The 25,037-nt window shown below is 66.7% G+C and carries 20 protein-coding genes; 10 read left to right on the top strand and 10 right to left on the bottom strand.

The window, feature by feature from the left end; genetic code table 11:
• Positions 1-31 precede the first annotated feature (31 nt).
• From ACFWCF_RS23785 to ACFWCF_RS23760, 6 genes are all read left to right on the top strand, one after another.
• The gene (locus ACFWCF_RS23785) at positions 32-1,363 is read left to right on the top strand and encodes an SWIM zinc finger family protein (protein ID WP_378566887.1); all 1,332 of its coding nucleotides are present in this window, start codon (positions 32-34) and stop codon (positions 1,361-1,363) included.
• The gene (locus ACFWCF_RS23780) at positions 1,360-2,793 is read left to right on the top strand and encodes a DUF5691 domain-containing protein (RefSeq protein WP_378566884.1); all 1,434 of its coding nucleotides are present in this window, start codon (positions 1,360-1,362) and stop codon (positions 2,791-2,793) included. Before ACFWCF_RS23785 ends, ACFWCF_RS23780 begins: the two co-directional genes overlap by 4 nt.
• Positions 2,790-3,893, top strand: coding sequence for an AAA family ATPase (locus tag ACFWCF_RS23775; RefSeq protein ID WP_378566881.1), 1,104 nt, complete (start codon positions 2,790-2,792; stop codon positions 3,891-3,893). The genes ACFWCF_RS23780 and ACFWCF_RS23775 overlap by 4 nt, the downstream gene beginning before the upstream one ends.
• Complete coding sequence (locus tag ACFWCF_RS23770) at positions 3,872-6,085, top strand: DUF5682 family protein (RefSeq protein ID WP_378567040.1); 2,214 nt, start codon at positions 3,872-3,874, stop codon at positions 6,083-6,085. Before ACFWCF_RS23775 ends, ACFWCF_RS23770 begins: the two co-directional genes overlap by 22 nt.
• Positions 6,086-6,156: 71 nt before the next feature.
• Complete coding sequence (locus ACFWCF_RS23765; RefSeq protein ID WP_378567037.1) at positions 6,157-7,287, top strand: VWA domain-containing protein; 1,131 nt, start codon at positions 6,157-6,159, stop codon at positions 7,285-7,287.
• A gap of 81 nt (positions 7,288-7,368) precedes the next feature.
• Positions 7,369-8,352, top strand: a complete 984-nt coding sequence (locus tag ACFWCF_RS23760; protein ID WP_378566878.1) for an iron-siderophore ABC transporter substrate-binding protein — start codon at positions 7,369-7,371, stop codon at positions 8,350-8,352.
• A gap of 13 nt (positions 8,353-8,365) precedes the next feature.
• On the opposite strand, the gene ACFWCF_RS23755 is transcribed toward ACFWCF_RS23760, so the two are convergent.
• The 5 genes from ACFWCF_RS23755 to ACFWCF_RS23735 all read right to left on the bottom strand — a co-directional run bounded on the left by ACFWCF_RS23755 (position 8,366) and on the right by ACFWCF_RS23735 (position 12,879).
• Entirely contained in the window at positions 8,366-9,004 is a 639-nt protein-coding gene (locus ACFWCF_RS23755; RefSeq protein WP_378566875.1) for an MSMEG_1061 family FMN-dependent PPOX-type flavoprotein, read from the bottom strand.
• 61 nt (positions 9,005-9,065) lie between these two features.
• On the bottom strand, positions 9,066-9,812 hold the full coding sequence (locus ACFWCF_RS23750) for a succinate dehydrogenase/fumarate reductase iron-sulfur subunit (protein WP_378566872.1): 747 nt from the start codon (positions 9,810-9,812) through the stop codon (positions 9,066-9,068).
• Between the two features lies 1 nt (position 9,813).
• Positions 9,814-11,745 carry a fumarate reductase/succinate dehydrogenase flavoprotein subunit gene (locus tag ACFWCF_RS23745; RefSeq protein WP_378566869.1) on the bottom strand — a complete coding sequence of 644 codons (1,932 nt, stop codon included), beginning with the start codon at positions 11,743-11,745 and terminating at the stop codon, positions 9,814-9,816.
• 40 nt (positions 11,746-11,785) lie between these two features.
• Positions 11,786-12,595 (bottom strand): hypothetical protein, encoded by an 810-nt coding sequence (locus ACFWCF_RS23740; protein ID WP_378566866.1) that lies wholly within the window; start codon positions 12,593-12,595, stop codon positions 11,786-11,788.
• Entirely contained in the window at positions 12,592-12,879 is a 288-nt protein-coding gene (locus ACFWCF_RS23735) for a hypothetical protein (RefSeq protein WP_378566863.1), read from the bottom strand. Before ACFWCF_RS23735 ends, ACFWCF_RS23740 begins: the two co-directional genes overlap by 4 nt.
• Positions 12,880-13,000: 121 nt before the next feature.
• Between ACFWCF_RS23735 and ACFWCF_RS23730 the strand changes: the two genes are divergently transcribed.
• Positions 13,001-13,633 (top strand): class I SAM-dependent methyltransferase, encoded by a 633-nt coding sequence (locus ACFWCF_RS23730; protein ID WP_378566860.1) that lies wholly within the window; start codon positions 13,001-13,003, stop codon positions 13,631-13,633.
• A 15-nt stretch (positions 13,634-13,648) separates the two neighbouring features.
• On the opposite strand, the gene bioD is transcribed toward ACFWCF_RS23730, so the two are convergent.
• The 3 genes from bioD to ACFWCF_RS23715 all read right to left on the bottom strand — a co-directional run bounded on the left by bioD (position 13,649) and on the right by ACFWCF_RS23715 (position 16,843).
• Complete coding sequence (gene bioD / locus ACFWCF_RS23725) at positions 13,649-14,353, bottom strand: dethiobiotin synthase (protein ID WP_378566857.1); 705 nt, start codon at positions 14,351-14,353, stop codon at positions 13,649-13,651.
• Complete coding sequence (locus ACFWCF_RS23720; protein ID WP_378566854.1) at positions 14,350-15,489, bottom strand: 8-amino-7-oxononanoate synthase; 1,140 nt, start codon at positions 15,487-15,489, stop codon at positions 14,350-14,352. Before ACFWCF_RS23720 ends, bioD begins: the two co-directional genes overlap by 4 nt.
• A 79-nt stretch (positions 15,490-15,568) precedes the next feature.
• Complete coding sequence (locus tag ACFWCF_RS23715; protein WP_378567034.1) at positions 15,569-16,843, bottom strand: adenosylmethionine--8-amino-7-oxononanoate transaminase; 1,275 nt, start codon at positions 16,841-16,843, stop codon at positions 15,569-15,571.
• Positions 16,844-16,991: 148 nt separating this feature from the next.
• Here ACFWCF_RS23715 and ACFWCF_RS23710 point away from each other — a divergent pair, with 148 nt between their 5' ends.
• From ACFWCF_RS23710 to treY, 3 genes are read left to right on the top strand one after another with little or no spacing between them, the layout of a single operon-like run.
• Entirely contained in the window at positions 16,992-19,058 is a 2,067-nt protein-coding gene (locus ACFWCF_RS23710; protein WP_378566851.1) for an acyltransferase family protein, read from the top strand.
• A 53-nt stretch (positions 19,059-19,111) separates the two neighbouring features.
• Positions 19,112-21,418 (top strand): glycogen debranching protein GlgX, encoded by a 2,307-nt coding sequence (glgX, locus tag ACFWCF_RS23705; protein ID WP_378566848.1) that lies wholly within the window; start codon positions 19,112-19,114, stop codon positions 21,416-21,418.
• Positions 21,415-23,781 carry a malto-oligosyltrehalose synthase gene (gene treY, locus ACFWCF_RS23700; RefSeq protein ID WP_378566845.1) on the top strand — a complete coding sequence of 789 codons (2,367 nt, stop codon included), beginning with the start codon at positions 21,415-21,417 and terminating at the stop codon, positions 23,779-23,781. Before glgX ends, treY begins: the two co-directional genes overlap by 4 nt.
• Positions 23,782-23,785: 4 nt before the next feature.
• Here treY and ACFWCF_RS23695 read toward each other — a convergent pair whose 3' ends face one another.
• Positions 23,786-24,289, bottom strand: a complete 504-nt coding sequence (locus tag ACFWCF_RS23695) for a DUF2029 domain-containing protein (RefSeq protein ID WP_378566842.1) — start codon at positions 24,287-24,289, stop codon at positions 23,786-23,788.
• On the bottom strand, positions 24,289-24,507 hold the full coding sequence (locus tag ACFWCF_RS23690; RefSeq protein WP_378566839.1) for a helix-turn-helix transcriptional regulator: 219 nt from the start codon (positions 24,505-24,507) through the stop codon (positions 24,289-24,291). Before ACFWCF_RS23690 ends, ACFWCF_RS23695 begins: the two co-directional genes overlap by 1 nt.
• Between the last annotated feature and the right edge of the window lie 530 nt (positions 24,508-25,037).

The raw sequence follows: 25,037 nt of genomic DNA, 5'->3' as shown, positions 1-25,037 counted from the left end.
CTGTCGGAGTGCTGCCGTACGTTTCTTCACCGTGACACCCCCCTGGACCCTCGAACAGATCAGCGCGACAGCCCCGGATCCGGCGTCGATGGCGGCTGCCCGCCGGCTCTCGTCCGCATGGTCCGACACCGGATACTCCGAGCGGTCACTCTGGGGACTGTGCCGCGGTAGCGGGTCCGAGCCCTACGCCACCACAGTCGACCTCACCGGTCCCGCATTCCACTGTTCGTGCCCGAGCCGGAAGTTCCCGTGCAAGCACGCGCTGAGTCTGCTGACACTGTGGGCGGCGGGAAACATTGCGGAGGGCGCCGAACCGACCTTCGCAGCCGACTGGCTCGACAGCCGATCCGAGAAGGCCGAACAAGCCGCCACCACGATCGGCGGCACTGCCACCGACTCCGAATCCGCAGCGAAGACACCCGACCCCGCGACGGCACAACGACGCGCCGAACGTGTCGCGGCGGGGCTCGACGACCTCGAACGCTGGCTCACCGACCGCGTCCGCAGCGGACTCGGGTCGATCACCCACGACTACAGCACCTACGACGCGGTGGCCTCCCGCATGATCGACGCACAGGCACCGGGCATCGCCTCGATGCTCCGCAGTCTCCCAGGTGTCGCCTCCTCCGGAATCGGCTGGCCCACAAGACTTCTGTCCGAGTACGGCCGGATCTACCTGCTCATCCGGGCATACCGCGACGTGACCTCGCTGCCCGAGCCTCTCGCCCGGTCCGTGCACACCCACCTCGGCTTCCCGACGAAGGTCGACGATGTCCGCCGCGAACCCGCCGTCCGCGATCACTGGCAGGTACTTGCCACCCGCATCACCGAGGACAATCGCATATACACCCGAAAAGTGTGGCTCCGCGGACGCACCTGCAGGCGCTGGGCGATCCTGCTCGACTTCGCTCACGGCACACAGCGGTTCCCGGACGCAGCGCCGATGGTCGGCACCGCCATCGACGCCGACCTGCACTTCTACCCGGCCGCCGCACCACTGCGCGCCCAGCTCGGAACTCAGCACGGCCCTCCGGCGCAGATCTCGTCGCTGCCGGGAACGGACCTCGACGATGCACTGACCGACTACGCCGATGCGCTGGCATCCGACCCGTGGACGCGGTCGTGGCCCATGCTCCTCGACGCAGTGACACCCGTCCGCGCCGACGACGGCTGGTATCTCGTCGACGAAGACGGCCGGGCACTGCCCCTCGGAGGTGACGACGACGACCGGTGGCGGCTACTCGCGGTCGCCGGCGGACGTTCGGCGACGGTGTGCGGCGACTGGGACGGCCGCGCCGTCACTCCCGCCGCACTGTTCACCGCTGCCGACTTGTCCACCACAGCCGAAGGGTCGTCGCAGTGAGCAATACCGGTATCGACACACTCACCACCGCGGCACTTCTCGGGACAGCTCGCGCGACACCGACCTTCGATTCTCTGCACACCGCCGACACCGCCGCCGCCACGATCGGCACCGCCGAGCATCGCCTGCTCGCCGCGGCAGCCCTCGAATCGGTGTTCCTCGCAGGAGGAACTGTCCCCACTCCTCATCCCCGCCCCGGCGTCGCCCCCCACGACACCCGCCCCGAACTTCCTCCCGCCGCGACGGAGAGATTCCTCGGACTCCTCACCGTCGGATCCGATCTCCTGGACGAATGGTTCCGTGCCGCAGCGCGATTCAAGGCTCCTGCCGAGCTGATCGTGAACCTACTGGACCGGGCGACACCCACCGGAAGCACGCACCGCGCGGCACTGATCGCACTCGCCGGGCCACGCGGCCAGTGGGTCGCGGCGCAGAATCCGCGGTGGACACCGTTGGTAGAACCCGATCCGGCCGACGACGACATGTGGCTGCACGGCACACCGGCAAGGCGACGCGCATGGTTCGAGAACCTGCGTGCCGCCGACCCTGCCGCCGCGACCGCGCGACTGGCAGCGGTATGGGCATCGGAGAACGCGGCAACGCGACTCCCCCTCCTCGAGGCACTCTCCCCCGGGCTCGGCACCCACGACGAAGAACTGCTCGAGCGAGCCCTCGACGATCGCAGCGGCAGAATCCGCGAGGTCGCCGTACGGTTCCTGCGCCGCCTCCCCGAGTCTGCGTTCGGCCGACGCATGGCACAGCGGGTACAGGACTGGACACGAGTCGACGGATCCACCCTGTCCATATCGCTACCCGGCACGCTCGATGCCGCCGCCCTGCGTGACGGCCTCGAGGTCCGGGGCCCGAGCCGGCTGGGCACGGTCGAGGCGCACCGCGCGTGGTCGCTCGCCGCCTCTGCACCGCTCGCCGCGTGGTGCGACGCCGACCGCACCCCCGGCGACGTCCTCGCCTTGGAGGTCTCCGAGGGGCTCGGCGATCCCCTGCGACGGGGGTGGGACACCGCCACCGCCTGTCACCACGACGAACAGTGGGCGAGCGCAATGCTCCGCCGCGACGGGAGGGTGGACGATCTCGTCGCCGGCGCGCTCCCCCGCGCCGTCCTCGTCGAGCACCTGCGCCGAGCGTCGGACACACAGTTGCTCGACACGATCCTGCTCGACGCACTGACGGCGCCGTGGCCTGCCGACGTCGCCGAGAGAGTGCTCTCGGCGCTCTACACCGCCGCAGCACCGAAGTCGAACACGTTCCGTTCGCTGACCACCTTGCTCGCGCACCGCGCACCGTACGAGGTGGGCGACCTGTTCGCCGACGCCGCTACCCGCACCGACAATCTCGACCGGCTGAACCGCTTCGCCACCGCCGCAGACATCCTGAATCAACGCCGTACCCTTCACGAGGAGTTGAGTTGACCGACAACGTCATCGACGAGCAGACACTGCTGCGCCCCCACGCGGAACAGCAGTATGCAGACGAGCTCGCCGTGCTCGCCCGACTCGACGACCGTCCGCGCCCACCGTCGTGGCAGCTGTCCCCGTGGGCAGTCGTGACCTATCTCCTCGGCGGCGAGCTGTCCGACGGCACGGTGATCTCGCCGAAGTACGTCGGGCCACGCCGCCTCATGGAAGTGGCCGTGGCAACCCTCGCTACCGATCGCGCGTTGCTGCTGCTCGGCGTTCCCGGCACGGCGAAGACCTGGGTCTCGGAGCATCTCGCGGCTGCGGTCTCCGGTTCCTCGACCCGGCTGGTGCAGGGCACCGCAGGCACCCCGGAGGAAGCGATCCGATACGGCTGGAACTACGCGCGTCTGCTCGCGGAGGGTCCGTCACCGGCGGCGCTCGTTTCGTCACCGATCATGACCGCGATGCGCGACGGCGCGATTGCGCGTGTCGAGGAGCTCACCCGTATCCCGGCCGATGTGCAGGACGCGCTGATCACCGTGCTGTCGGAGAAGACGTTGCCGGTGCCGGAGCTGAACATGGAAGTGCAGGCGGCGAAGGGGTTCAACGTCATCGCGACCGCCAACGACCGCGATCGCGGGGTCAACGATCTGTCCTCCGCGTTGCGCAGGCGCTTCAACACCGTGGTGCTACCGCTGCCCGCCAGCGAGGAGGACGAGGTCGCGATCGTCGCGCGTCGGGTGGAGCAACTCGGGAGATCCCTCGAGCTTCCACAGGTGCCTGCCGCCGCAGAGGAGATCCGCCGTGTCGTGACGGTATTCCGGGAGTTGCGGTCGGGCGTGACCACCGACGGGCGGACCAAGCTCAAGTCTCCATCGGGCACGCTGTCCACGGCCGAGGCGATCTCGGTGGTCACCAACGGTCTGGCGCTGTCGGCGCATTTCGGCGACGGTGTGCTGCGTGCGTCCGATGTCGCGGCCGGGATTCTCGGTGCGGTCGTGAAGGACCCCACGGCCGACCGGCAGGTGTGGATCGAGTACCTCGAGGCCGTGGTGCGTGAGCGCGCCGACTGGGCCGACTTCTACCGGTCCTGCCGCGAGGTCACCGGGTGACGGAGTTCTCTCAGGTACGGGTATTCGGGATCCGGCATCACGGCCCCGGTTCCGCCCGTGCGGTACTGCGTGCCCTCACCGAGTTCGAACCCGATACCGTCCTCATCGAGGGTCCGTCCGACGCCGACCCGCTCGTCGCACTGGCCGCCTCCGACGATCTGCAACCGCCGGTGGCGCTGCTCGCGTACGCCGCCGGCGAACCCGCGACCGCGGCGTTCTGGCCGCTCGCCGCGTTCTCGCCGGAATGGCAGGCACTGCGCTGGGCGATCCTGCACGACGCCGACGTGCGGTTCTGCGACCTACCCGCGGCGCAGATGCTCGCTGCAGACAAGGCCCCCGAGCAGGATCGACCGGATCCGCTCGTCGCACTCGCTGCCGCGGGTGGGTACGACGATTTCGAGCAGTGGTGGGACACGGTCGTCGAGTCGGGGACGCCGGACGACGGCCACGATCATATGGCCGATTTCGACGCGATCACCGCGGCGATGGCGGCGCTTCGGGAAGACACCGCACTCGACGACCACACCGCACAGCGCGAGGCACACATGCGTCAGGTGCTGCGTAGCACCATCAAGGCCGGCGCGCTGAAGATCGCGGTGGTCTGCGGCGCGATGCACGCTCCCGCACTGACGGGCAAGCTCGGTCCGGCGGCGCCGGATGCGCGGCTGCTCAAGGGTCTTCCGAAGGTCAAGACGTCGCTGACGTGGGTGCCCTGGACGCATTCGCGGTTGGCATCGGCCTCGGGGTACGGCGCGGGAATCACCTCTCCCGGTTGGTATCACCACCTGTTCACCGAGCAGCAGGACACGATCACGCGGTGGTTCACCCGGGTCGCACGGACACTGCGGGAACGCGACCTTCCGGTGTCGAGCGCTCATGTGATCGAAGCGACCCGACTCGCCGACACCCTGGCCGCGTTGCGCACTCGCCCGCTGGCCGGGCTCGCCGAGGTCACCGAGGCCACCCGCGCGGTGCTGTGCGACGGCGACGATGTACTCCTCGAGTTCGTCACCCGCGCCCTCGTCGTCGGCGAAGCCCTCGGCAGTGTCCCCGACGACACTCCCACGGTGCCGCTCGACGCCGACCTGCAGGCCACGTCGAAGACGCTGCGGCTCAAACGCTCTGCGCAGAACAAGGCTCTCGATCTCGACCTGCGCAAGCAGATCGATGTGGGGCGCTCACGGTTGCTGCACCGCCTGCGGCTCCTCGGTATCTCCTGGGGCGCGCCGCGCGCCGGCGACGTGCGATCGACGGGTACGTTCCGGGAGACCTGGGCTCTGCAGTGGGATCCCGAGTTGTCGGTCGCGATCGTGGAGGCGTCCCGCTGGGGCACGACCGTCGAATCTGCCGCCCGTGCGCTCATCCTCGAGCGGGCCCGCGATGGCGACGCCACTCTGGCGCAGGTCGTCGATCTCCTCGAGGAGGCGCTGCTCGCCGATCTGCGCGACGCGGTCCCCGAATTGCTCCGATCGATCGACACCGCCGCCGCACTCGATCACGACGTCGCCCATCTGATGGCGGCGCTGCCCACGTTGATCCGCACTCTGCGGTACGGCGATGTGCGCGGCACCGACCTGTCGTCGCTCACACACGTCGTTGATGCCCTACTGGTACGCATCTGCGCAGGTCTGCCCGCTGCAGCGGCAGGTCTCGACACCGACGCGGCCGATGCGCTGCGTCGCGAGGTCGACGCCGTTCACGCAGCGCTCGCTCTGCGCGACGATGCCGGGTCCACGCAGCGGTGGCTCGACGTCCTCACCGTCATCGCCGATCGCGACGAGATCGACGGCATCCTCACCGGCCGGACCGTGCGGTTGCTCCACGACATGGGTCGCATCGACGAACAGGACACCGCGGTGCGTGTGTCCCGGGCCTTGTCGATCGGCAGCGAACCCGCGGCGAAGGCACGCTGGATCGACGGGTTCGTCGGCGACGGCGCGCTGCTGCTCATCCACGATCGGGCACTGCTGACCCTGATCGACCGCTGGGTGTCGGGGCTGCACGGGCAGGACTTCGTCGACGTCCTGCCGGTACTGCGCCGCACGTTCGGCGGATTCGAGGCGACCGAGCGGGCGACGCTCGGTGCCGTCCTCCGTGGCGGTGCGGCGGTCCGCACCGCCATCCCCGTCGATGACGAACGCGGCCGTCGCGCCACAGCTGCAACGGCTCTGATTCTGGGAGTGCCTGTATGACAATGGCTTCGAGCCACACAGCGTCGACCGACACCGAAGCGGTGGATGCAGAGCCCGCACACCAGGAGCGAATGCGACGCTGGCGACTACTCCTCGGTGAGGCCGCGGAAGAGTCGACGTGTTCTCTCGCCTCTGCGAGCGACACCTCGATGGACGGAGCTCTCGCCGCGCTCTACGACCGTCGCGGTTCCGCCGACGGAGGCGGTCCGCGGAGTGCGGGTCTCGGTTCGTCGGCGCCGCGTGTCGCGCGGTGGCTCGGCGATATCCGAACGTACTTCCCCACCTCGGTCGTGCAGGTGATGCAGCGCGACGCGATGGACCGGCTCGGTTTGACCCAGCTGCTGCTCGAGCCGGAGATGCTCGACGCCGTCGAACCGGACGTCCATCTCGTGGGAACGCTGCTGAGTCTGAATCGGGTGATGCCCGAGACCACGAAGGCCACCGCTCGGATGGTCGTCGAGAAGGTGGTCCGCGAGATCGAGGAGCGGATCGCCCAACACACCCGCGCCGCGGTGACGGGAGCACTGAACCGCTCGGCGCGCACATCCACTCCGAAGCTGCGCGACATCGACTGGAACCGCACGATCCGCGCGAACCTGGCCCACTACCTGCCTGAGCATCGGACGGTGGTGCCGGAACGGCTCATCGGATACGGACGGCGATCGCAGGCGGTACAGCGCGACGTGGTGCTGGCGATCGATCAGTCGGGGTCGATGGCGTCGAGTGTGGTGTACGCATCGGTGTTCGGTGCTGTGCTCGCGTCGATGCGGGCGCTGCGCACGTCACTGGTCGTGTTCGACACGGCCGTGGTGGATCTGACCGACAAGCTGGCCGATCCGGTCGATGTACTGTTCGGGACGCAACTCGGTGGCGGTACCGATATCAATCGGGCGATCGCGTACAGCCGGTCGTTGATCACGCGTCCCACCGAATCGATGTTCGTGCTCATCTCCGACCTGTACGAAGGTGGTATCCGCGCGGAGATGCTCACGCGGATGGCGGCAATGAAGGACGCGGGCGTGCAGGTGGTGGTGCTGCTGGCGTTGTCGGACGACGGTGCACCGTCGTTCGACCGCGACAACGCCGCCGCCCTTGCCGGACTCGGCATCCCGGCGTTCGCCTGCACACCCGACAAGTTCCCGGAACTGTTGGCCCTGGCGCTCGAGCGTGGCGACATCGGCCGGTGGGCGCAGTCTCTCTGACCTTCCGCAACCACACCTGTCGCAGAGTTAGGATGTCCTGACCTAATCCACACTCACGTGGTCAACGGAACGAGGACACCTGTGAAAATTCGAAGTGCGGCCTTCATCGCCGCCGCGGCTCTGGTCGTGGCCGGCTGCGGTTCCAGCAGCGACGAGCCCTCCGGCGACACCGGCGCGGCCGGCGACGGCGCCTTCCCCGCCACCGTCGAGACCATGTTCGGTGAGGTCACCGTCGAGTCCGCGCCCGAGCGGGTGGCGGCACTCGGATGGGGCGACGCGGAAACCGCGCTCGCGCTCGGTGTGCAACCGGTGGCGGCGAGCGACTGGCTCGGATTCGGAGGCGACGGCGTCGGTCCGTGGGCCGAAGGGATGTACACCGAGTCACCGCAGATCATCGGCACCATGGAGCCGTCGTTCGAGCAGATCGCTACTCTCGCGCCGGATCTGATTCTCGATACGGCAAGTTCGGGAGAACAAGCACGATACGACACGCTCTCCCAGATCGCCCCGACGGTAGGCCCGCCGGAGGGCGCCACCGCGTACCTCACACCGCGCAACGACCAGATCACGATGGTCGCGACCGCGCTCGGCGTTCCTGAGAAGGGCGACGAACTGGTGAGCGACATCGACGCACAGTTCGCACAGGCCGCTGCCGACCACCCGGAGTTCGAGGGGAAGACCGTGACGGTCGCGTCGTACACGGCCGACGGGTGGGGCGCCTACGTTTCCCGCGACGCCCGCGTGCAGTTCATGCAGGATCTCGGGTTCGTGAACAATCCGGAGGTCGAGGCCACCGCATCCGAGAACTTCTTCATCCCGATCTCGGACGAGAACCTCGGAATGCTCGACGCCGATCTGCTCATCGTGATGCCGATCTACGTCGACTCCGCCGAGGTCATCGACAATCCGTTGTTCCAGCAGATCCCGGCAGTACGTGACGGACGAGCACTCGTGCTCGACAGCGGATCCGACATCGCCAATGCCATGTCGGTGAACACGGCGCTGTCGGTTCCGTTCGCGCTCGAAGCAGTGCTGCCGCAGGTGTCCGAGCGCGTCACCCCCTGACGCCCGGCAGGCGTCAGTACAAGAGCTCGCGGTACGACTCCTGCCGGGCCGGTTCGAGTTCGGAGACGTCGAGGTGGTGCTGCTGCGCGATCATGTCCCGGATCGCCGGGACGGAGCGCTGATCAGGCCACGTCGACGGCTCCCACAACTTCGCGCGGAGCAGCGCGCGTGCACAGTGCAGATAGGCCTCGTCGACGCGCACGATCACGGCGAGCTGTGCGGGTTTGCCGGACATCGCCAGTTCGGCGAGGAGTTCCGGATCCGTGGACAACGACGCAGTGCCGTTGACGCGGACGACCTCTTCGTTGCCCGGCACGATGAACAGAATTCCGACGTGCGGATTCTCCAGGATGTTGCGGTACGAATCTGCGCGCCGGTTCCCGGGCCGATCCGGCAGGATCAGAGTCTTCTCGTCGGGGAAGAGCACTGTGCTGACCAGGTCGCCGCGAGGTGAGCTGTCGCAGTGCCCGGCAGCATCGGATGTTGCGAGCACGAAAAACCGTGCCTGTGCGATGAATTCGCGCATCAGCGGTGTCGTGAACGGCGTGGTCTTCTCTTTCATCGCCGGGAACGGCTCGCCGACTGCCGCCTCCAGTTGGTCGATCGTGTCGATCCTCGCGCGGACGAGATCGTCGATCCTGCTTGCCTCCACGGGCTCCACCTCCGCCCGGGACGATACCCAACAGCTCGGGGCGCGGATCCCGCGCAGTACCTCAGCGCCGGAACAGTGCGTTGCCGAGCCACACGATCGGGTCGTACCGGCGCCCGGCGACGCGTTCCTTCATCGGGATGATCGCGTTGTCGGTGATGTGGATGTTCTCCGGGCACACCTCGGTACAGCACTTGGTGATGTTGCACAGGCCGAGTCCGTCCTCGTCCTGCGCGGCCTCTCGGCGATCGGCCACATCGAGTGGATGCATTTCGAGTTCCGCGAGCCGGATGAAGAACCGCGGGCCGGCGAAGGCGTCCTTGTTCTCCTCGTGGTCGCGGACGACGTGGCACACGTTCTGGCACAGGAAGCATTCGATGCACTTGCGGAATTCCTGGGATCGCTGCACATCGATCTGCTGCATGCGGTACTCCCCCGGCTCCAGGTCGGTGGGCGGAGTGAACGAGCGGATCTGCCGCGCTTTCGCATAGTTGAACGACACGTCGGTCACGAGGTCGCGGATGATCGGGAAAGTCCGCATCGGGGTCACGGTCACGGTCTCGTCCGGGTCGAACACCGACATGCGCGTCATGCACGTGAGGCGGGGCCTGCCGTTGATCTCGGCCGAACACGAACCGCATTTACCTGCCTTGCAGTTCCATCGCACCGCGAGGTCCGGGGTCTGGGTGGCTTGGAGCCGGTGCAGGATGTCGAGCACGACCTCGCCTTCGTTCACTTCGACGGTGTAGTCGTGCAGGTCTCCGCCGTCGACGTCACCCCGCCATATCCTGAATGCGGCTCGGTAGCCCATGTCAGCCCTTCCGTCCCGGATGGTCCGCGAGTTCCTCGTCGGTGTAGTACTTGCCGAGTTCGTCGATGTCGAACAGTTCGAGCAGTTCAGGGCGCATCGGTTCCTGCCGATGCGCGGTCACCGACACATCGGGGATCACGGGGTCGCCGCCATTCGTGCGACACGCCAGGAGGGTGCGACGCCACTCCGGGTCCATCGACGGATGGTCATCGCGGGTGTGGCCACCGCGACTCTCGGTGCGCTGCAACGCCGCTTGTGCGACGCATTCGCACACCAGCAGCATGTTGCGCAGGTCGATGGCGAGATGCCAGCCCGGATTGAACTGGCGGTGGCCTTCCACTGCGACGCGGCGGATCCGGGTGCGTAATCTCTGCAGTTCGTCCAGTGCGCGTTCGATCTCGTCGGCGCGGCGAATGATGCCCACGAGGTCGTGCATCGACTGTTGCAGTTCGGTGTGCAGGGTGTATGGGTTCTCGACGGGACCGGAATCGTCGGGCCCGGTATCGGCCGCGTCGAACGGGGACAACGCGATGCGTGCGGCCGCCACGACGTCGTCCTCGGCGACTGCGGGGCGCGTCCTCAGACCCAGCACGTAGTCGGCGGCGCCGAGGCCCGCGCGCCGACCGAACACCAGCAGGTCCGACAGCGAGTTCCCGCCGAGCCGGTTCGACCCGTGCATCCCGCCGGAGCATTCTCCGGCGGCGAACAGACCCGGGACCGACGCCGCACCGGTGTCGGGGTCGACCTCGATCCCACCCATGACGTAGTGGCAGGTGGGCCCGACTTCCATGGCCTCAGCGGTGATGTCGACGTCGGCGAGTTCTTTGAACTGGTGGTGCATGGACGGCAGTCGCCGCATGATCTCTGCGGCGGGCATCCGGGATGCGATATCGAGGAAGACACCGCCGTGAGGGGTGCCCCTTCCCTCTTTGACCTCCGAGTTGATGGCGCGCGCCACCTCGTCACGCGGCAGCAGGTCGGGGGTGCGGCGATTGTTCTCCTGGTCCTCGTACCAGCGGTCGGCTTCCTCTGCCGTTTCGGCGTATTGGCCTTTGAACACCGGTGGGATGTACGAGAACATGAACCTGTCGCCGTCGGTGTTCTTGAGGACGCCGCCGTCGCCTCGCACACCTTCGGTGACGAGGATGCCTTTCACGCTGGGTGGCCAGATCATTCCGGTGGGATGGAATTGGACGAACTCCATATTGATCAGCGAGGCGCCGGCCCGCAGCGCGAGGGCATGCCCGTCGCCTGTGTACTCCCACGAATTCGACGTCACCTTCCAGGATTTGCCGATACCGCCGGTCGCCACGACGACGGCGGGAGTCTCGAACAGCACGAACCGGCCGGTTTCGCGCCAGTATCCGAATGCCCCGGCGATCCGCCCGTCGGAATCCTTCAGCAGTTCGGTGATCGTGCATTCGGCGAAGACTCTCACCCGCGCCTCGTAGTCGCCGTGTTGGGCGTGGTCCTCCTGCTGCAGCGACACGATCTTCTGCTGCATGGTGCGGATCAGTTCGAGTCCGGTGCGATCGCCGACGTGCGCGAGCCGCGGGTAGGTGTGCCCGCCGAAATTGCGCTGGCTGATGCGTCCGTCGGGCGTGCGGTCGAACAATGCGCCGTAGGTTTCCAGTTCCCACACCCGGTCGGGGGATTCTTGCGCGTGCAGTTCGGCCATTCGCCAGTTGTTGAGGAACTTTCCGCCGCGCATCGTGTCCTGGTAGTGCACCTGCCACGAATCGTTCGGGTTGGCGTTGCCCATCGCGGCAGCGCACCCACCCTCGGCCATCACCGTATGGGCCTTGCCGAACAGCGACTTGCAGACAACCGCGACGGAGAGTCCGCGTTGCCTGGCCTCGATGACAGCACGCAGACCCGCTCCGCCGGCCCCGATCACCACCACGTCGACCCTGTGCCGTTCGACTTCCGCCATCCGTGACCTCCCCTGTGTCGCTGTGTTCCCTGAAAAATCGTCAGCCGATGAACCGCAGATCCGAGATGGTGCCACTCGCCACGAGCATGATGTAGAAGTCGGTGATCATCAGAGTGCCCAGCGTGATCCACGCAAACTGCATATGCCTCGTGTTGAGCTTCGATACGAATGTCCAGATCCTGTATCGGATCGGGTGTTTCGAGAAATGCTTGAGACGCCCTCCGGTGACGTGCCGGCATGAGTGGCACGACACTGTGTATCCCCACAGCAGGATCACGTTGATCAGCAGGATCACGTTGCCGAGCCCGAACCCGAACCCGCTCGGACTCCGGAACGCCACGATCATGTCGTACGTGTTGATCAGCGAGATGACGACTCCCGCGTAGAAGAAGTAACGATGCAGGTTCTGCAGGATCAGCGGCAGCCGGGTCTCGCCGGTGTAGCGGACGTGCGGTTCGGCCACTGCGCACGCGGCCGGGGCCAGCCAGAACGACCGGTAGTAGGCCTTGCGGTAGTAGTAGCAGGTCAGCCGGAAGCCGAGCAGGAACGGCAGCGACAGGAATGCGAGCGGCATCCACATCGGGAGTTCCCCGACCCAGGTGCCGAAGTGCCGGGCGCCCTCGACACACGATTCACTCACGCACGGTGAGTAGAACGGCGTCAGATAGTGGTAGTCCTCGACGTAGTAGTCGGAACGAACGAACGAACGGACTGTGGCATAGACGATGAAGGCAAGGAGTCCGAGGACGGTGAACAGTGGTGTCTGCCACCAACGGTCGGTGCGCAGGGTGCGGGCCGCGATCCGTGCGCGGGTCGCGGACCGCACACCGGCGCCCGCGGGGGCGCTCACCGATCTCCGTGTAGACCGCCGAGGCCCTCGTCGTCCACATCCGATCCGCGGAACAACGATTCGTCGTACGGCTCGTTGGGAACCTGAATGCGTTCACCCGAATGCGCATGGACCTCGACCGGCGGCCTCTCGGCGAGATCGCGCGCGTCGATGTCCAGTCGTTCGAGGTCGTTCGAGAGCCGCTGCACGGCGACGGCGTCGCCGTAGCGTGAACGCAACGAACCTACGCATTGCCGCAGATGACCGATAGTGCGTTGCAGATCCTGCATTTCGGTGGTGGACATCCGTACCTCCGGACCCAGCGGTCGGCACGTCGACGCCGGCCGACACGATGTGACACCATTCACAGTACGATAGATCCGCTGTCACCGAGCGTGGTTTCGCACCACCGAGTGGAGGATCCCTGTGGCTCTACCCGACAACGCCCGCATCGCCCAGGTCTTCGACACCATGGCACCGCACTACGACAGACAGATCGGATTCGCGGAACGCCGGTTGCTCGGCAACCCGCGCGACTGGGCCGCCGGACACGCGTCGGGCCGCGTCCTCGAGATCGCGGTGGGCACCGGCCTGAATCTTCCGCTGTACGGACCTGCGGTGAGCGCGGTGACGGGAATCGACCTGTCCGAGGGGATGCTCGCACTGGCCCGGCAGCGCATCACGGATCGCCACCTCGCACACTGCGAGGTTCGACGCGGGGACGTCCAAGCACTCGATCTTCCGGACGAATCGGTCGACACCATCGTCTCCACGTTGACCTATTGCACGATCCCGGACCCCGCGCGGGCCAGCGCCGAAGCTCTACGAGTGCTCGTACCCGGAGGCCGATTCGTGCTCGCAGAGCACGGGCCCTCCACCAACCGGGCCCTGTCGTGGTTCATGCGGACGGTCGAGCCGTTGACACTGAAGTTCGAGGCCGACCATCTCGTTCGCAATCCTGTTCCCTACCTCGAGGACACGGGTTTCGTGATCGACAGCGTTGATCGAACCGGCCTGGGAGGCAACTGTTTCCGGATTCTCGCACACAAGCCGGGGTGAACGGATTCGTCACGATCACCGGCGCAGACCGACGCTCGACACCGGCAGAAGACGGCCGGCGAACCATGTCTGCGCCCCTGCGAGGAACTCGGCAGGCGTGAGCATGCCGCTCCCCTCGGGGATGCGGCCGAGGACCGATACACCCGCCACATCGGGAAGATCGTCGAGGTTGCAGCACTCCGCGAGATCCGGCTCGGCAGGCCAGGACCCGACGATCACACCCGCACAAGTCACCTTCGCGGCCTGCAGCGCCGCGACGGTGAGCGCCGTGTGATTGAGAGTGCCGAGGCCGGAGGCCGCCACGACCAGTGTTGGCGCGTTCAACGCGGCTGCGACGTCGGCGAGGGTGAATCCGTGGGCGCCGAGTCGTACGAGCACTCCCCCGGCTCCTTCGACGAGGGTGAGATCATGGGTCGCGGCGAGATCCCGGATCGCGCGGACGACATCGGCGAGATCGAGGAGCGAGCGACCGCTTCGCCGTGCGGCGGTGTCGGGTGCGAGCGGTTCCGGATAACGCGCGAGTTCGAGGAAATCGACACGCGATCCGGTGAGCCGGTCGATCTCCTGCAGATCTCCGGGCGCGCCGTCGTCGACGCCGGTCTGGGCCGGTTTGCACACCGCCACCGTTTTTCCCGACGAGAGCGCGAGCGCCGCCAGGGCGGCCGTTGCAACGGTCTTGCCGACGTCGGTCGAGGTGCCTGTCACGCACACGATGCTCACGAGCGCGCTGCGGTGAGGACGTCGGTGAGCACCCGATCGATCAACTCGAGGTCGCCCGCGGTGAGATTCGCGCGCGCGGTCAACCGCAAGCGCGACGTTCCGGCCGGTACCGACGGCGGGCGGAAGCAGCCGACGTGCACACCGCGGTCGCGGCATTCGCCGGCGGCTCCGACCGCGACGTGTGGGTCGCCGAGGATGACCGACACGACAGCCGATTCGGGCGTTGCCGCGCCCGTTGTGGCAGCGAGGTGACAGGCCCGGTCGAGGACGGCGCGCGCACGTTCCGGTTCGGTGCGGAGCACCTTCAGTGCGCCCCGTGCGGCGCCGACGGCGGCAGGCGCGAGACCGGTGTCGAAGATGAAGGTGCGCGCGGTGTCGATGAGGTGTTCCCGCACGCGGGCGTCGGCGAGCACGATGCCGCCCTGCGAAGCAAGGGATTTCGACAGGGTTGCCGTGACGATCACGTCCGGCTCGCCGGCGAGGCCCACTTCGTGGACGAGTCCGCGGCCCCCTGCACCGCGAACACCGACACCGTGGGCCTCGTCGACGAGCAGCAACGCACCGTGCTCACGGCACACCCTGTGCAGCGCGAGCAGCGGCGCGAGATCTCCTTCCGCGCTGAACACCGAGTCGGTGAGGACCAGCGCGCGCGGTTCGGTGCGCGCGGCGAGGGCGGTGGCCACGGCTTCGACATCGCTGTGCGGAGCCACATGGATGCGCGAACGCGACAACCTGCACGCATCGACGAGTGAGGCGTGGCAGCCGGCGTCGGACACGACGAGGGTGTCCTTCCCCGCGAGCGCCGTAACCGCACCGAGGTTGGCGGCGTAGCCGCTGGAGAACACCAGGCCGGTGTCGGCGCCGACGAATTCGGCGAGTTCACGCTCGAGGAGGTCGTGTTCGGCGGTGGTGCCGGTGACCAGCCTGGATCCGGTGGCGCCGCCGCCCCAGCGACGCAGCGCTGCCGTGGCACCTGCGAGCACCTCTGGGTGGCGGACCAGCCCGAGATAATCGTTGGACGCAAGGTCGACGACCGGCGCCGACGGCGTGCGCGGAAGCAGCTCTCTGTGCAGGCCGGCGCGGCGCCGAGTGTCGGCGGCGGCGTCGAGCCATGCGAGCGCAGCGGATGCAGTCATGATCGGCACCATACTTGAACATCGTTCAAGTCGTCGAGCGGAGGCCGCGCTCGCGCAGCTCTTCGCTCCGGACGCGCACTCAGCGTCCGCTGCGGGCGGCCGCGACCATGCCTTCACAGATCCGGGCCACGTCGTCGGCGGTGCACACGTACGGCGGCATCGCGTAGACGAGGTTGCGGAAGGGGCGCAGCCAGACCCCGGCGCCGACCGCCGCATCGGTCGCCGCACGCATGTCGACCGGCTCCGCGAGCTCGAGCACGCCGATACCCCCGAGCACCCGGACATCGACAACCCCGGGCAGATCCCGCGCCGGCTCGAGGCCGGCTTCGAGGCCCGAGGTGAGCGCGGCGACCTCGCCACGCCAGTCCCGTGAGAGCAACAGTTCGGTCGACGCGACCGCCACCGCGCACGCGAGCGGATTGCCCATGAAGGTCGGGCCGTGCATCACACCGCCGCCTTCACCAGCGCTGATCGTCTCAGCGATCGCCGACGTACACAACACCGCAGCGAGGGTCAGATAACCACCGGTGAGGGCCTTGCCGACGCACGTGACGTCCGGCGACACGCCCGCGTGGTCCGCGGCGAACAGTTCCCCGGTACGACCGAATCCGGTGGCGATCTCGTCGAAGATCAGCAGCAGTCCGTGCTCGTCGCACATGCGGCGCAGTTCCCGCAGGTAGGCGGGATCGTGGAAGCGCATGCCGCCGGCACCTTGCACGACAGGTTCGACGATCACCGCGGCGAGCTCGTCGGCGTGCGCGGTGAGGATCTCCTCGAAGGTCTCGACATAGGCCGGGTCGAACCCGGCCGGTGGTGCAGGGGCAAATACCTGCTGCGCGAGCACGTCCGTCCACAGCGAATGCATCCCGCCTTCGGGATCGCACACGCTCATCGGGGCGAACGTGTCGCCGTGGTAGCCGCCGCGCCACGTGAGCAGACGGTGTCGCTCCGGCTTCCCGACGGCCCGCTGATACTGCAACGCGATCTTGATCGCGACCTCGACCGACACCGAACCCGAGTCGGCGAGGAACACCTTGTCGAGTCCGACCGGGGTGATCTCGACCAGCAGTTCGGCCAGACGCGCCGCGGGCGCATGTGTCAGCCCTCCGAACATCACATGGCTCATCTTCGACAACTGCTCGGTGACAGCACGGTCGAGTACCGGGTGCTGGTAGCCGTGCACCGCCGCCCACCAGGAGCTCATGCCGTCGATCAACTCGCGGCCGTCGGCCAGCACCAGCCGCGTACCGTGGGCACTGTCGACCACGAGCGGTTCTGTCGACGGAGGGAATGCACCGTACGGATGCCACAGGTGCGCCGCGTCGAGAGAGGAGATTCTGGCAGCAGACGGCATGGTGAAAGACACGCACCGACTGTAAGCGGTTGGTGATCACGGAGTGCCACCCCGTAGTCTGCCTAGGTTCATGTGAAGCTTCCTCACACGAACAGCTCGACGGATGTCGGCCGCCGAGCCCGAACGCACCAGAGGTACTGCCAGTTCTATGCCCGGCCCTACGTCGCCTCCAGCCGTGAGCACTGCACTTCCTGCGCAGGCTCGCCCCGGCCATCGCACCGATCTCGACGGCGTCCGCGGACTCGCAATCGCGCTGGTGGTGGTCTTCCACGTCTGGTTCGGACGGGTATCCGGCGGCGTCGACGTGTTCCTCGCGCTGTCCGGCTTCTTCTTCGTCGGCTCGTTGCTCCGGGTCGCGGAATCGGGCGCACCCCTCGACCCCCGGCCTGTACTGAAACGAGTCGGACGCCGACTACTCGCGCCACTCGTTCTGGTTCTCGCGGGCACGACGCTCGCCGCACTCATCCTGCTTCCGTTCCCTCAGTGGGATCGGGTCGCAGAACAGACACGCGCGTCGCTGCTGTTCATGCAGAACTGGGAGCTCGCGCGCACCGCGGCCGATTACCTCGCCGCCGATCCCATGGTCAGCCCTCTGCAACACCTGTGGTCGATCGCGGTACAGGGACAGTTCTATCTCGCGGCACTGATCGTGGTGTTCGCCTCGGCGTGGTTGCTACGTCGGGTACAGATCCCCGTCCGGGTGCCACTGACCGTACTTCTCGCGTTGATCACCGTCGCGTCGCTGGCGTATGCGTCGTTCTCCACCACGCCGCAATCGTGGCTGTACTACGACAGCGCTGCGCGCGTATGGGAGCTGACCCTCGGTGCGCTTCTGATGTGCGTCTCGCCGTGGCTGCGCGTGCCGAGACCCGCTCGGTTCGTTCTGGGTATCGCGGGCCTGGTCATCCTGTTCACGTGTGGGATCGTCCTCGACGGCGGAGTGCTCTTCCCGGGACCGTGGGCCCTGGTTCCGGTGGGCGCCGCGATGGCCTTGGTCGTAGCGGGAGCCACCCCCACCGGACCCGACACCCCCACGGCGAAATTCCTGTCCTCGGCGCCGTTGATCCGGCTGGGGTCCATCGCGTATGCGCTCTACCTGTGGCACTGGCCCGTGCTGATCGGCTATCTGATCCTGCGGGACCGCCCCTCGGTCGGGCTCGTCGGTGGTCTCGTCGTCATCGGCATCTCGCTCGTCCTCGCCGATGCCACGACCCGGTTCATCGAAACCCCGATCAGGCGGTCGGTCCAGGGACGGTGGCGCACCACCGTCGTCGCAGGTCTCGCACTGACCGGTGTGGCGCTCACCGCGGGCACGACCGGGTGGATCTCCCACGTCGATCGCACGGTGAGGCACTTCTCCCATTCGGCCCTGCCGGACCCAGGCCTCTACCCGGGCGCGGCAGCGATCGGACTCCCCGAGATCGAGCAGCGGCCCGTATACCCGCCGCTGCTCGTGGCCGCCGACGACCTTCCGCCCGCCACCATCGACGGCTGCATTGCGCAGCACACCAATCGTGAAGCTTTGACCTGTGTTTACGGCGACCCGACGTCCACCCGTCGCATGGTGCTCGCAGGTGGTTCGCACTCCGAACACTGGCTCGCGGCGCTCGACGCACTCGGCCGGGAGCACGGCTTCCGCATCGACACCTACCTCAAGGTCGGGTGTCCGTTGTCCGATCCCACGGCCGACCTGACCGAGGACTCGCCGACCATAGAATGCGACTCCTGGTCGGTGAAGGTCCTCGCCGAACTCGCGGCCTATCCGCCCGACGTGCTGTTCACCACCTCGACCAGGACGAAGGACCCGGGCGAAGGGCCCGGCGACTTCACACCGTTCTGGTATGTCGAGTTGTGGGAGACACTCGCCGACTACGGCATCCCGGTGATTGCGATCCGCGACAACCCGTGGCTCATCGACAACGAAGTCCAATACAACGCTTCGGACTGTCTGGCTTCGGGCGGCACTGCGGAATCCTGCGGAGTGGACCGCGCCGCCGCGCTCGACCCGACCGACCCTGCCACTACTGCCGCCGCGCATCTTCCGTCGGTGACCCTGCTGGATCTGACCGATTCGTTGTGCCGACAGGACGTGTGCCGAGTCATCGAGGGCAATGTGCTCGTCTACCGTGACGACGACCACCTCACGACGACATACGTCCGGACGCTGACCCCGGACCTGGGCCGTCAACTCGGCCCCGCGACCGGATGGTGGTGAGCGAACTCGCTCCGGCGAGAGAGCAGCACCCGCTGCCGTTACGCTGAGCATCCATGGAGCCCAGCGAGCGCAGCACATCCCAGGATGAGACGGAGCCGATTCCGGTGTGGCCCGGCCACCCGTATCCGCTGGGAGCCACCTACGACGGCGCCGGAACCAACTTCTCGCTGTTCTCCGAGGTCGCAGAGAAGGTGGAACTGTGCCTGATCGACCGGGACGGAGGCGAGACACGGGTCGCGCTCGACGAGGTCGACGGATACGTGTGGCACGCATACCTTCCGACGGTGTCACCGGGTCAGCGCTACGGATACCGCGTGTACGGCCCGTTCGATCCTGCAGGCGGACACCGGTGCGACCCGAGCAAACTGCTCCTCGACCCCTACGGCAAGGCATTCGACGGCGGTTTCGACGGCGACCCGTCGTTGTACTCGTACCCGCTGCCCGAGCAGACCCCGGACGGCAACGACCCCGACCCCGACTCCGACTCCGAACCCGAACCTGCACCCGAACCCGTCGAGGCCACGGACACGTCGATCCGAGCCGACGATGGTACTCCGTCGGACGAACCCGCGGACGACAGACCGGAGCACGAGGCGATCGGCGAACTCCCCCATCTGGATTCGCTCGGCCACACGATGACCACCGTCGTGATCAATCCGTACTTCGATTGGGCAACCGACCGGCACCCGCGTCGCCCTTACCACGAGACGGTCATCTACGAAGCCCACGTCAAGGGCATGACCGCCACCCACCCCGAGGTTCCCGACTACCTGCGCGGCACCTACGCCGGCCTGGCACACCCGGCGGTCATAGAGCATCTGCTCCTGCTCGGCGTCACCGCAATCGAACTGATGCCGGTACACCAGTTCATGCACGACCAGACCCTCCGCGACCAAGGGCTGAGCAACTACTGGGGATACAACACCTTCGGGTTCTTCGCCCCGCATTCCGCGTACTCGTCGGCATCGAAACCGAGTGAGGTGGTCGCCGAGTTCAAGGCGATGGTGCGGACCTTCCATGAAGCCGGTATCGAGGTCATTCTCGACGTCGTCTACAACCACACCGCCGAAGGCAACCATCTCGGCCCGACCATCTCGTTCCGCGGCATCGACAACGCCGCCTACTACCGGCTCGTCGAAGACGACAAAGCCCACTACATGGACTACACGGGCACCGGAAACAGTCTCAATGCCCGGAACCCCCACACTCTCCAGCTGATCATGGATTCCCTTCGGTACTGGGTCACCGAAATGCACGTGGACGGATTCCGGTTCGATCTGGCGTCCACGCTGGCCCGCGAGTTGCACGACGTCGACCGTCTGTCCGCATTCTTCGACCTGGTCCAGCAAGATCCGGTGGTGTCGCAGGTCAAGCTCATCGCCGAGCCGTGGGACGTCGGCGAAGGCGGTTACCAGGTCGGGAACTTTCCGGGATTGTGGACCGAGTGGAACGGTAAATACCGCGACACGGTCCGCGACTACTGGCGCGGTGAGCCGGCCACACTGGGCGAGTTCGCGTCGCGGCTGACCGGCTCCTCCGACCTCTACGAGGACACCGGACGGCGGCCGAGCGCGTCGATCAACTTCGTCACCGCCCACGACGGATTCACACTCGCAGATCTCGTGTCGTACAACGAGAAACACAATCACGCGAACGGCGAGGACAATCGCGACGGCGAGTCGCACAATCGCTCGTGGAACTGTGGAGCGGAAGGCCCGACGGACGACCCCGACATCCTCGCACTCCGAGCACGCCAGCAGCGCAACATCCTCGCAACGTTGATGTTGTCGCAGGGGACTCCCATGATCGCGCACGGCGACGAGATCGGCCGCACCCAGAACGGCAACAACAACGTGTACTGCCAGGACAACGAATTGTCCTGGGTGGACTGGTCACTCGCCGAAACCAACGCGGACCTGCTGGAATTCACTCGCAATGTCATCACGCTGCGCGCGGAGCACCCGGTGTTCCGGCGTCGCAGGTTCTTCGAAGGCCATCCGATCCGCAGCGGCGACCAGTCCCGCGACATCGCCTGGCTGACCCCGGGCGGCGGCGAGATGACGCCCAAGGACTGGGACAGCGGATTCGGGAAGTCACTGTCGGTGTTTCTCAACGGCGAGGGCATCCCCGAACCGGATCAGCGAGGCCAGCGAGTCGTCGACGACTCGTTCCTCCTGTGCTTCAACGCCCATGACGAGCCGATCGACTTCGTCACTCCGGACGGCCCGCACGCGCAGGAATGGACGCCGACCCTCGACACCGATATCGCGGACGGCCGGTGCGACGCGGCGACGATTCCGGCCGGATCCGCGGTGACCGTGCAGGCCCGCTCGGTGCTCGTTCTGAGGAAGACGGCGTGACCTCTGCAGCGGACCGGGTCCCGGTGACGGCAACCTACCGGCTGCAGATGCGTACCGACGCGTTCACCTTCGCCGACGCGGTGGATCTGGTCGACTATCTCGACGAACTCGGAGTCTCGCATCTGTACCTGTCGCCGGTGCTCACCGCAGTGGACGGATCCACACACGGATACGACGTGGCGGACCCGAGCACGGTGTCGGCCGGGCTCGGCGGACGTTCCGGACTCGAGGCGCTGGCCGACGCCGTTCGCGAACGCGGCATGGGGTTGGTCGTCGACATCGTCCCCAACCACGTCGGGGTCGCCGACGCACGTCAGAACGCATGGTGGTGGGATGCTCTCCGCCACGGCCGCAACTCCGAGTACGCGAATTTCTTCGACTTCGATACCGCCGCCGACAACGGTGCTGACGGAAAATGTGCGTTGCCCGTACTTGCCTCGGGTTCCGACGGGCGCGAACTCACGGTCGACCGATCCGGCGCCGAACCGACGCTCGCCTACTACGACAAGCGGTTTCCCATCGCACCGGACACCGATGCCGGTACCGCAGCCGACATTCACGACCGGCAGTCGTACCGGCTGGTGCCGTGGGATTCGGGCCTGATCGGGTACCGGCGGTTCTTCACCGTCAATGACCTCGCGGCCGTCCGAGTGGAGGATCCCCGAGTGTTCGATGCGGTGCATTCCCAGGTCGCGTCGTGGATCTCGGACGATCTCGTCGACGGTATTCGAGTCGACCACCCCGACGGGCTGGCACGGCCTTCGGAGTATCTCAGTCGTCTGCGCACACTGATCGGGCCTCACCGTTGGCTCGTCGTGGAGAAGATCCTCGCCGAGGATGAACCACTCGACGCGACCCTTCCGGTGGACGGCACCACCGGGTACGACGCCCTCAACGAACTCGCCGCAGTGTTCCTCGACCCTCGCGGCGAGGAAGTGCTCAGTGCGCTCTCGCGCACCTTCACCGGCGCCGACGGTGACGCGGAGTGGCTGCACGCGCAGGAACATCTACTCGGACAGCAGGTACTCGAAACGGGTCTCGCACCGGAGGTCCGTCGCCTCGTGCGGGTGATCCGGCAGGCCACCGGCGGCAACCCACCGACAAGTCCTGCACTCACCGAGACCGTGCTACGCGACGCGGTGATCGCGGTCGTCACCCGGATACCGGTGTACCGAACCGACTATGCGCCGCTGAGTACGATGCTGCCGCGCATCATCGGCCGGGTGGAACGCAGCGATCCCGCGCTGGCGCCCGCACTCGAGGTCCTGGTGCGGGCATTGGCCACAGACTCCGAATCCGCTGCGAGGTTCGGGCAGGTGTGCGGCGCTGCGACCGCGAAGACTGTGGAGGACAGCCTGTTCTATCGCGCTGCACGCCTGATCTCCCTGCAGGAGGTGGGTGGGAGCCCCGGACGGTTCGGTCTCACTCCGAACGAATTCCACCTCTCGTGGGCGGAGCGCGCACGCTCGTGGCCACAGACTATGACGACGTTGTCCACGCACGACACCAAGCGGAGCGAAGACGTCCGCGCACGCATCGGAGTGCTCTCGCAGGTATCGCATGTATGGGCCGACTGCGTGACGGAATGGGAATCCGCGGCGCCGAGTCCAGACCCCGCGATCGGTGCTTTCCTCTGGCAGACGCTGTTCGGAGCTTGGCCCGTCGACGGTGTCGTCACCGACGTGCTCCGAACGCGACTGCAGAACTACATCCGAAAGGCACTGCGGGAAAACGGCACCCGGACCACCTGGACCGAAGTCGACGAAGAGTTCGAAAATGCCGTCCTGACCTGGATCGACACCGTGTGCGACGGCCCATGCGGCGCAGGGATGTCCGAGTTCGTCGCAGGTCTCGAACCGCACTTCACGTCGGATGCGCTGGGCCAGAAGCTTCTCCAGCTTCTCGGACCCGGTATCCCGGATGTTTATCAGGGCACCGAACTGTGGGACGACTCGCTGGTCGACCCCGACAACCGCCGGCTCGTCGACTACGCCGAGCGTCGACGCCTGCTGGGCGCCGACGACGTGCCAGCGAAGTTCGCGGTCGTTCGTGCCGCGCTGCAATTACGACGGGAGCGGCCGGCCAGTTTCGTCGGTGGCGTCTACGTGCCGCTGCGCGCCACCGGACCGGCGGCACACCATGTGCTCGCGTACGGCCGTGGTCCGGGGGTCGACGAAGTCGATGTGGTGGCGGCGGCCTCGCGACACACCGTCTCACTCGGCGCGGACGGATGGGGCGATACAGTGCTCGCTCTGCCGCCGGGCGAGTGGATCGACCGGCTGACCCGGCGACAATTTACGGGTCGAGTCCGCCTCGGCGACTTGGTTGCCGAGCTTCCGGTCGCTGTGCTGAGCCGGCTCTGATCGGCTAGAGGTCCGCCTGGTCGCGAGCGTCTTCCTCCTCACGGCGACGGCGTTCACGGCGTCGGTACCACGCGATGACGGCGGCGGCGGCGCCGCCGCCGACCAGCCCCCCGACGATTCGGCCCGCCCACGTCGCCGGATCCTGATCGAGCGGGGTCGACAACTGCGCGTAGATTCCGACGATCCCGGCGAAATAGACGAGGCACGCCATGACCACCCGTGGACGCCATGTCTTCACGCTGGCGTAGATGTCGACGTCGCAGGCGCGCGCGTACATGATCACCGCCATCGAGGTCACGAACCACACCGCGAGAACGCCTATCGCAATCTGCGCACCGATCCGACCTGCGACCCAGGGAAGCAGTGCCCCACCGATGAGGGCAGCCCACTGTGCCAGTTGGAATCCCACCGCCGACGCCTCGTTCCACACGTCACGCTGACGTTCATCGTGGTAGAACTCGTCGTCCAGGTCGCCGATGGTGCGGGCAGCTTTCATGAACACGGCCATCACGGCCCCTCCTCGGTCAGTGGAAACAGTTCTTCGACGGTGGTGCCGAGACTCCGCGCGAGGCGTAATGCGAGGTAGACGCTGGGCGCGTAGTCGCCCTTCTCCGTCGACACGATGCTCTGTCGACTGACTCCCACCTGCGCGCCGAGCTCGGCCTGCGTGATCCGCGACTTCTTGCGAAACTCACGGACCCGGTTTTCCCTCGGCGTACCCGTCACACCGAAAAGACAAGCATCCTTGACATCCAATGTCAAGAACACTTGTCTTTTCTCCGCCGGTCGTACTTGATGCCGCGCGACGACATTCCCAGCCGGACCGACGGCCGCGACGAGTACGTCCGATCTTGCAGAGGGGCCTTGACGAGATTAGTATTCTCGTAATAGAGAAAGGAGATTCTCGCCACACTCGGTAGCGCACCATGTTCGGTCCACTCGTCGATCGAGTGGACCAATAGTCCGCATCCGTGGCGCGACTCCAGGACCCGCCGAACGCATCCCATCGAAGTTCTCAGCACCGCCCGAATTCCGCCCGGCCCCGCGCTACCGGGACGCCTCGTCTCGCAAGCGCACGAGAGGATCTCAATGAACATCGACGACATGGTGATGGTCAGCATCGACGACCACGTAGTGGAACCCCGCGACATCTTCGAAAAACACTTCCCGAAGAGCCTCATGGACCACGCCCCGACACTGACCACCCACCCCCGCAACCCCGACGTCGAAGCATGGCTGTTCCAAGGCTCCGTCGT

Source organism: Rhodococcus sp. NPDC060090 (assembly GCF_042729855.1).
GTDB lineage: Bacteria > Actinomycetota > Actinomycetes > Mycobacteriales > Mycobacteriaceae > Rhodococcus.
This window is presented reverse-complemented; position numbering and strand designations above follow the sequence as displayed.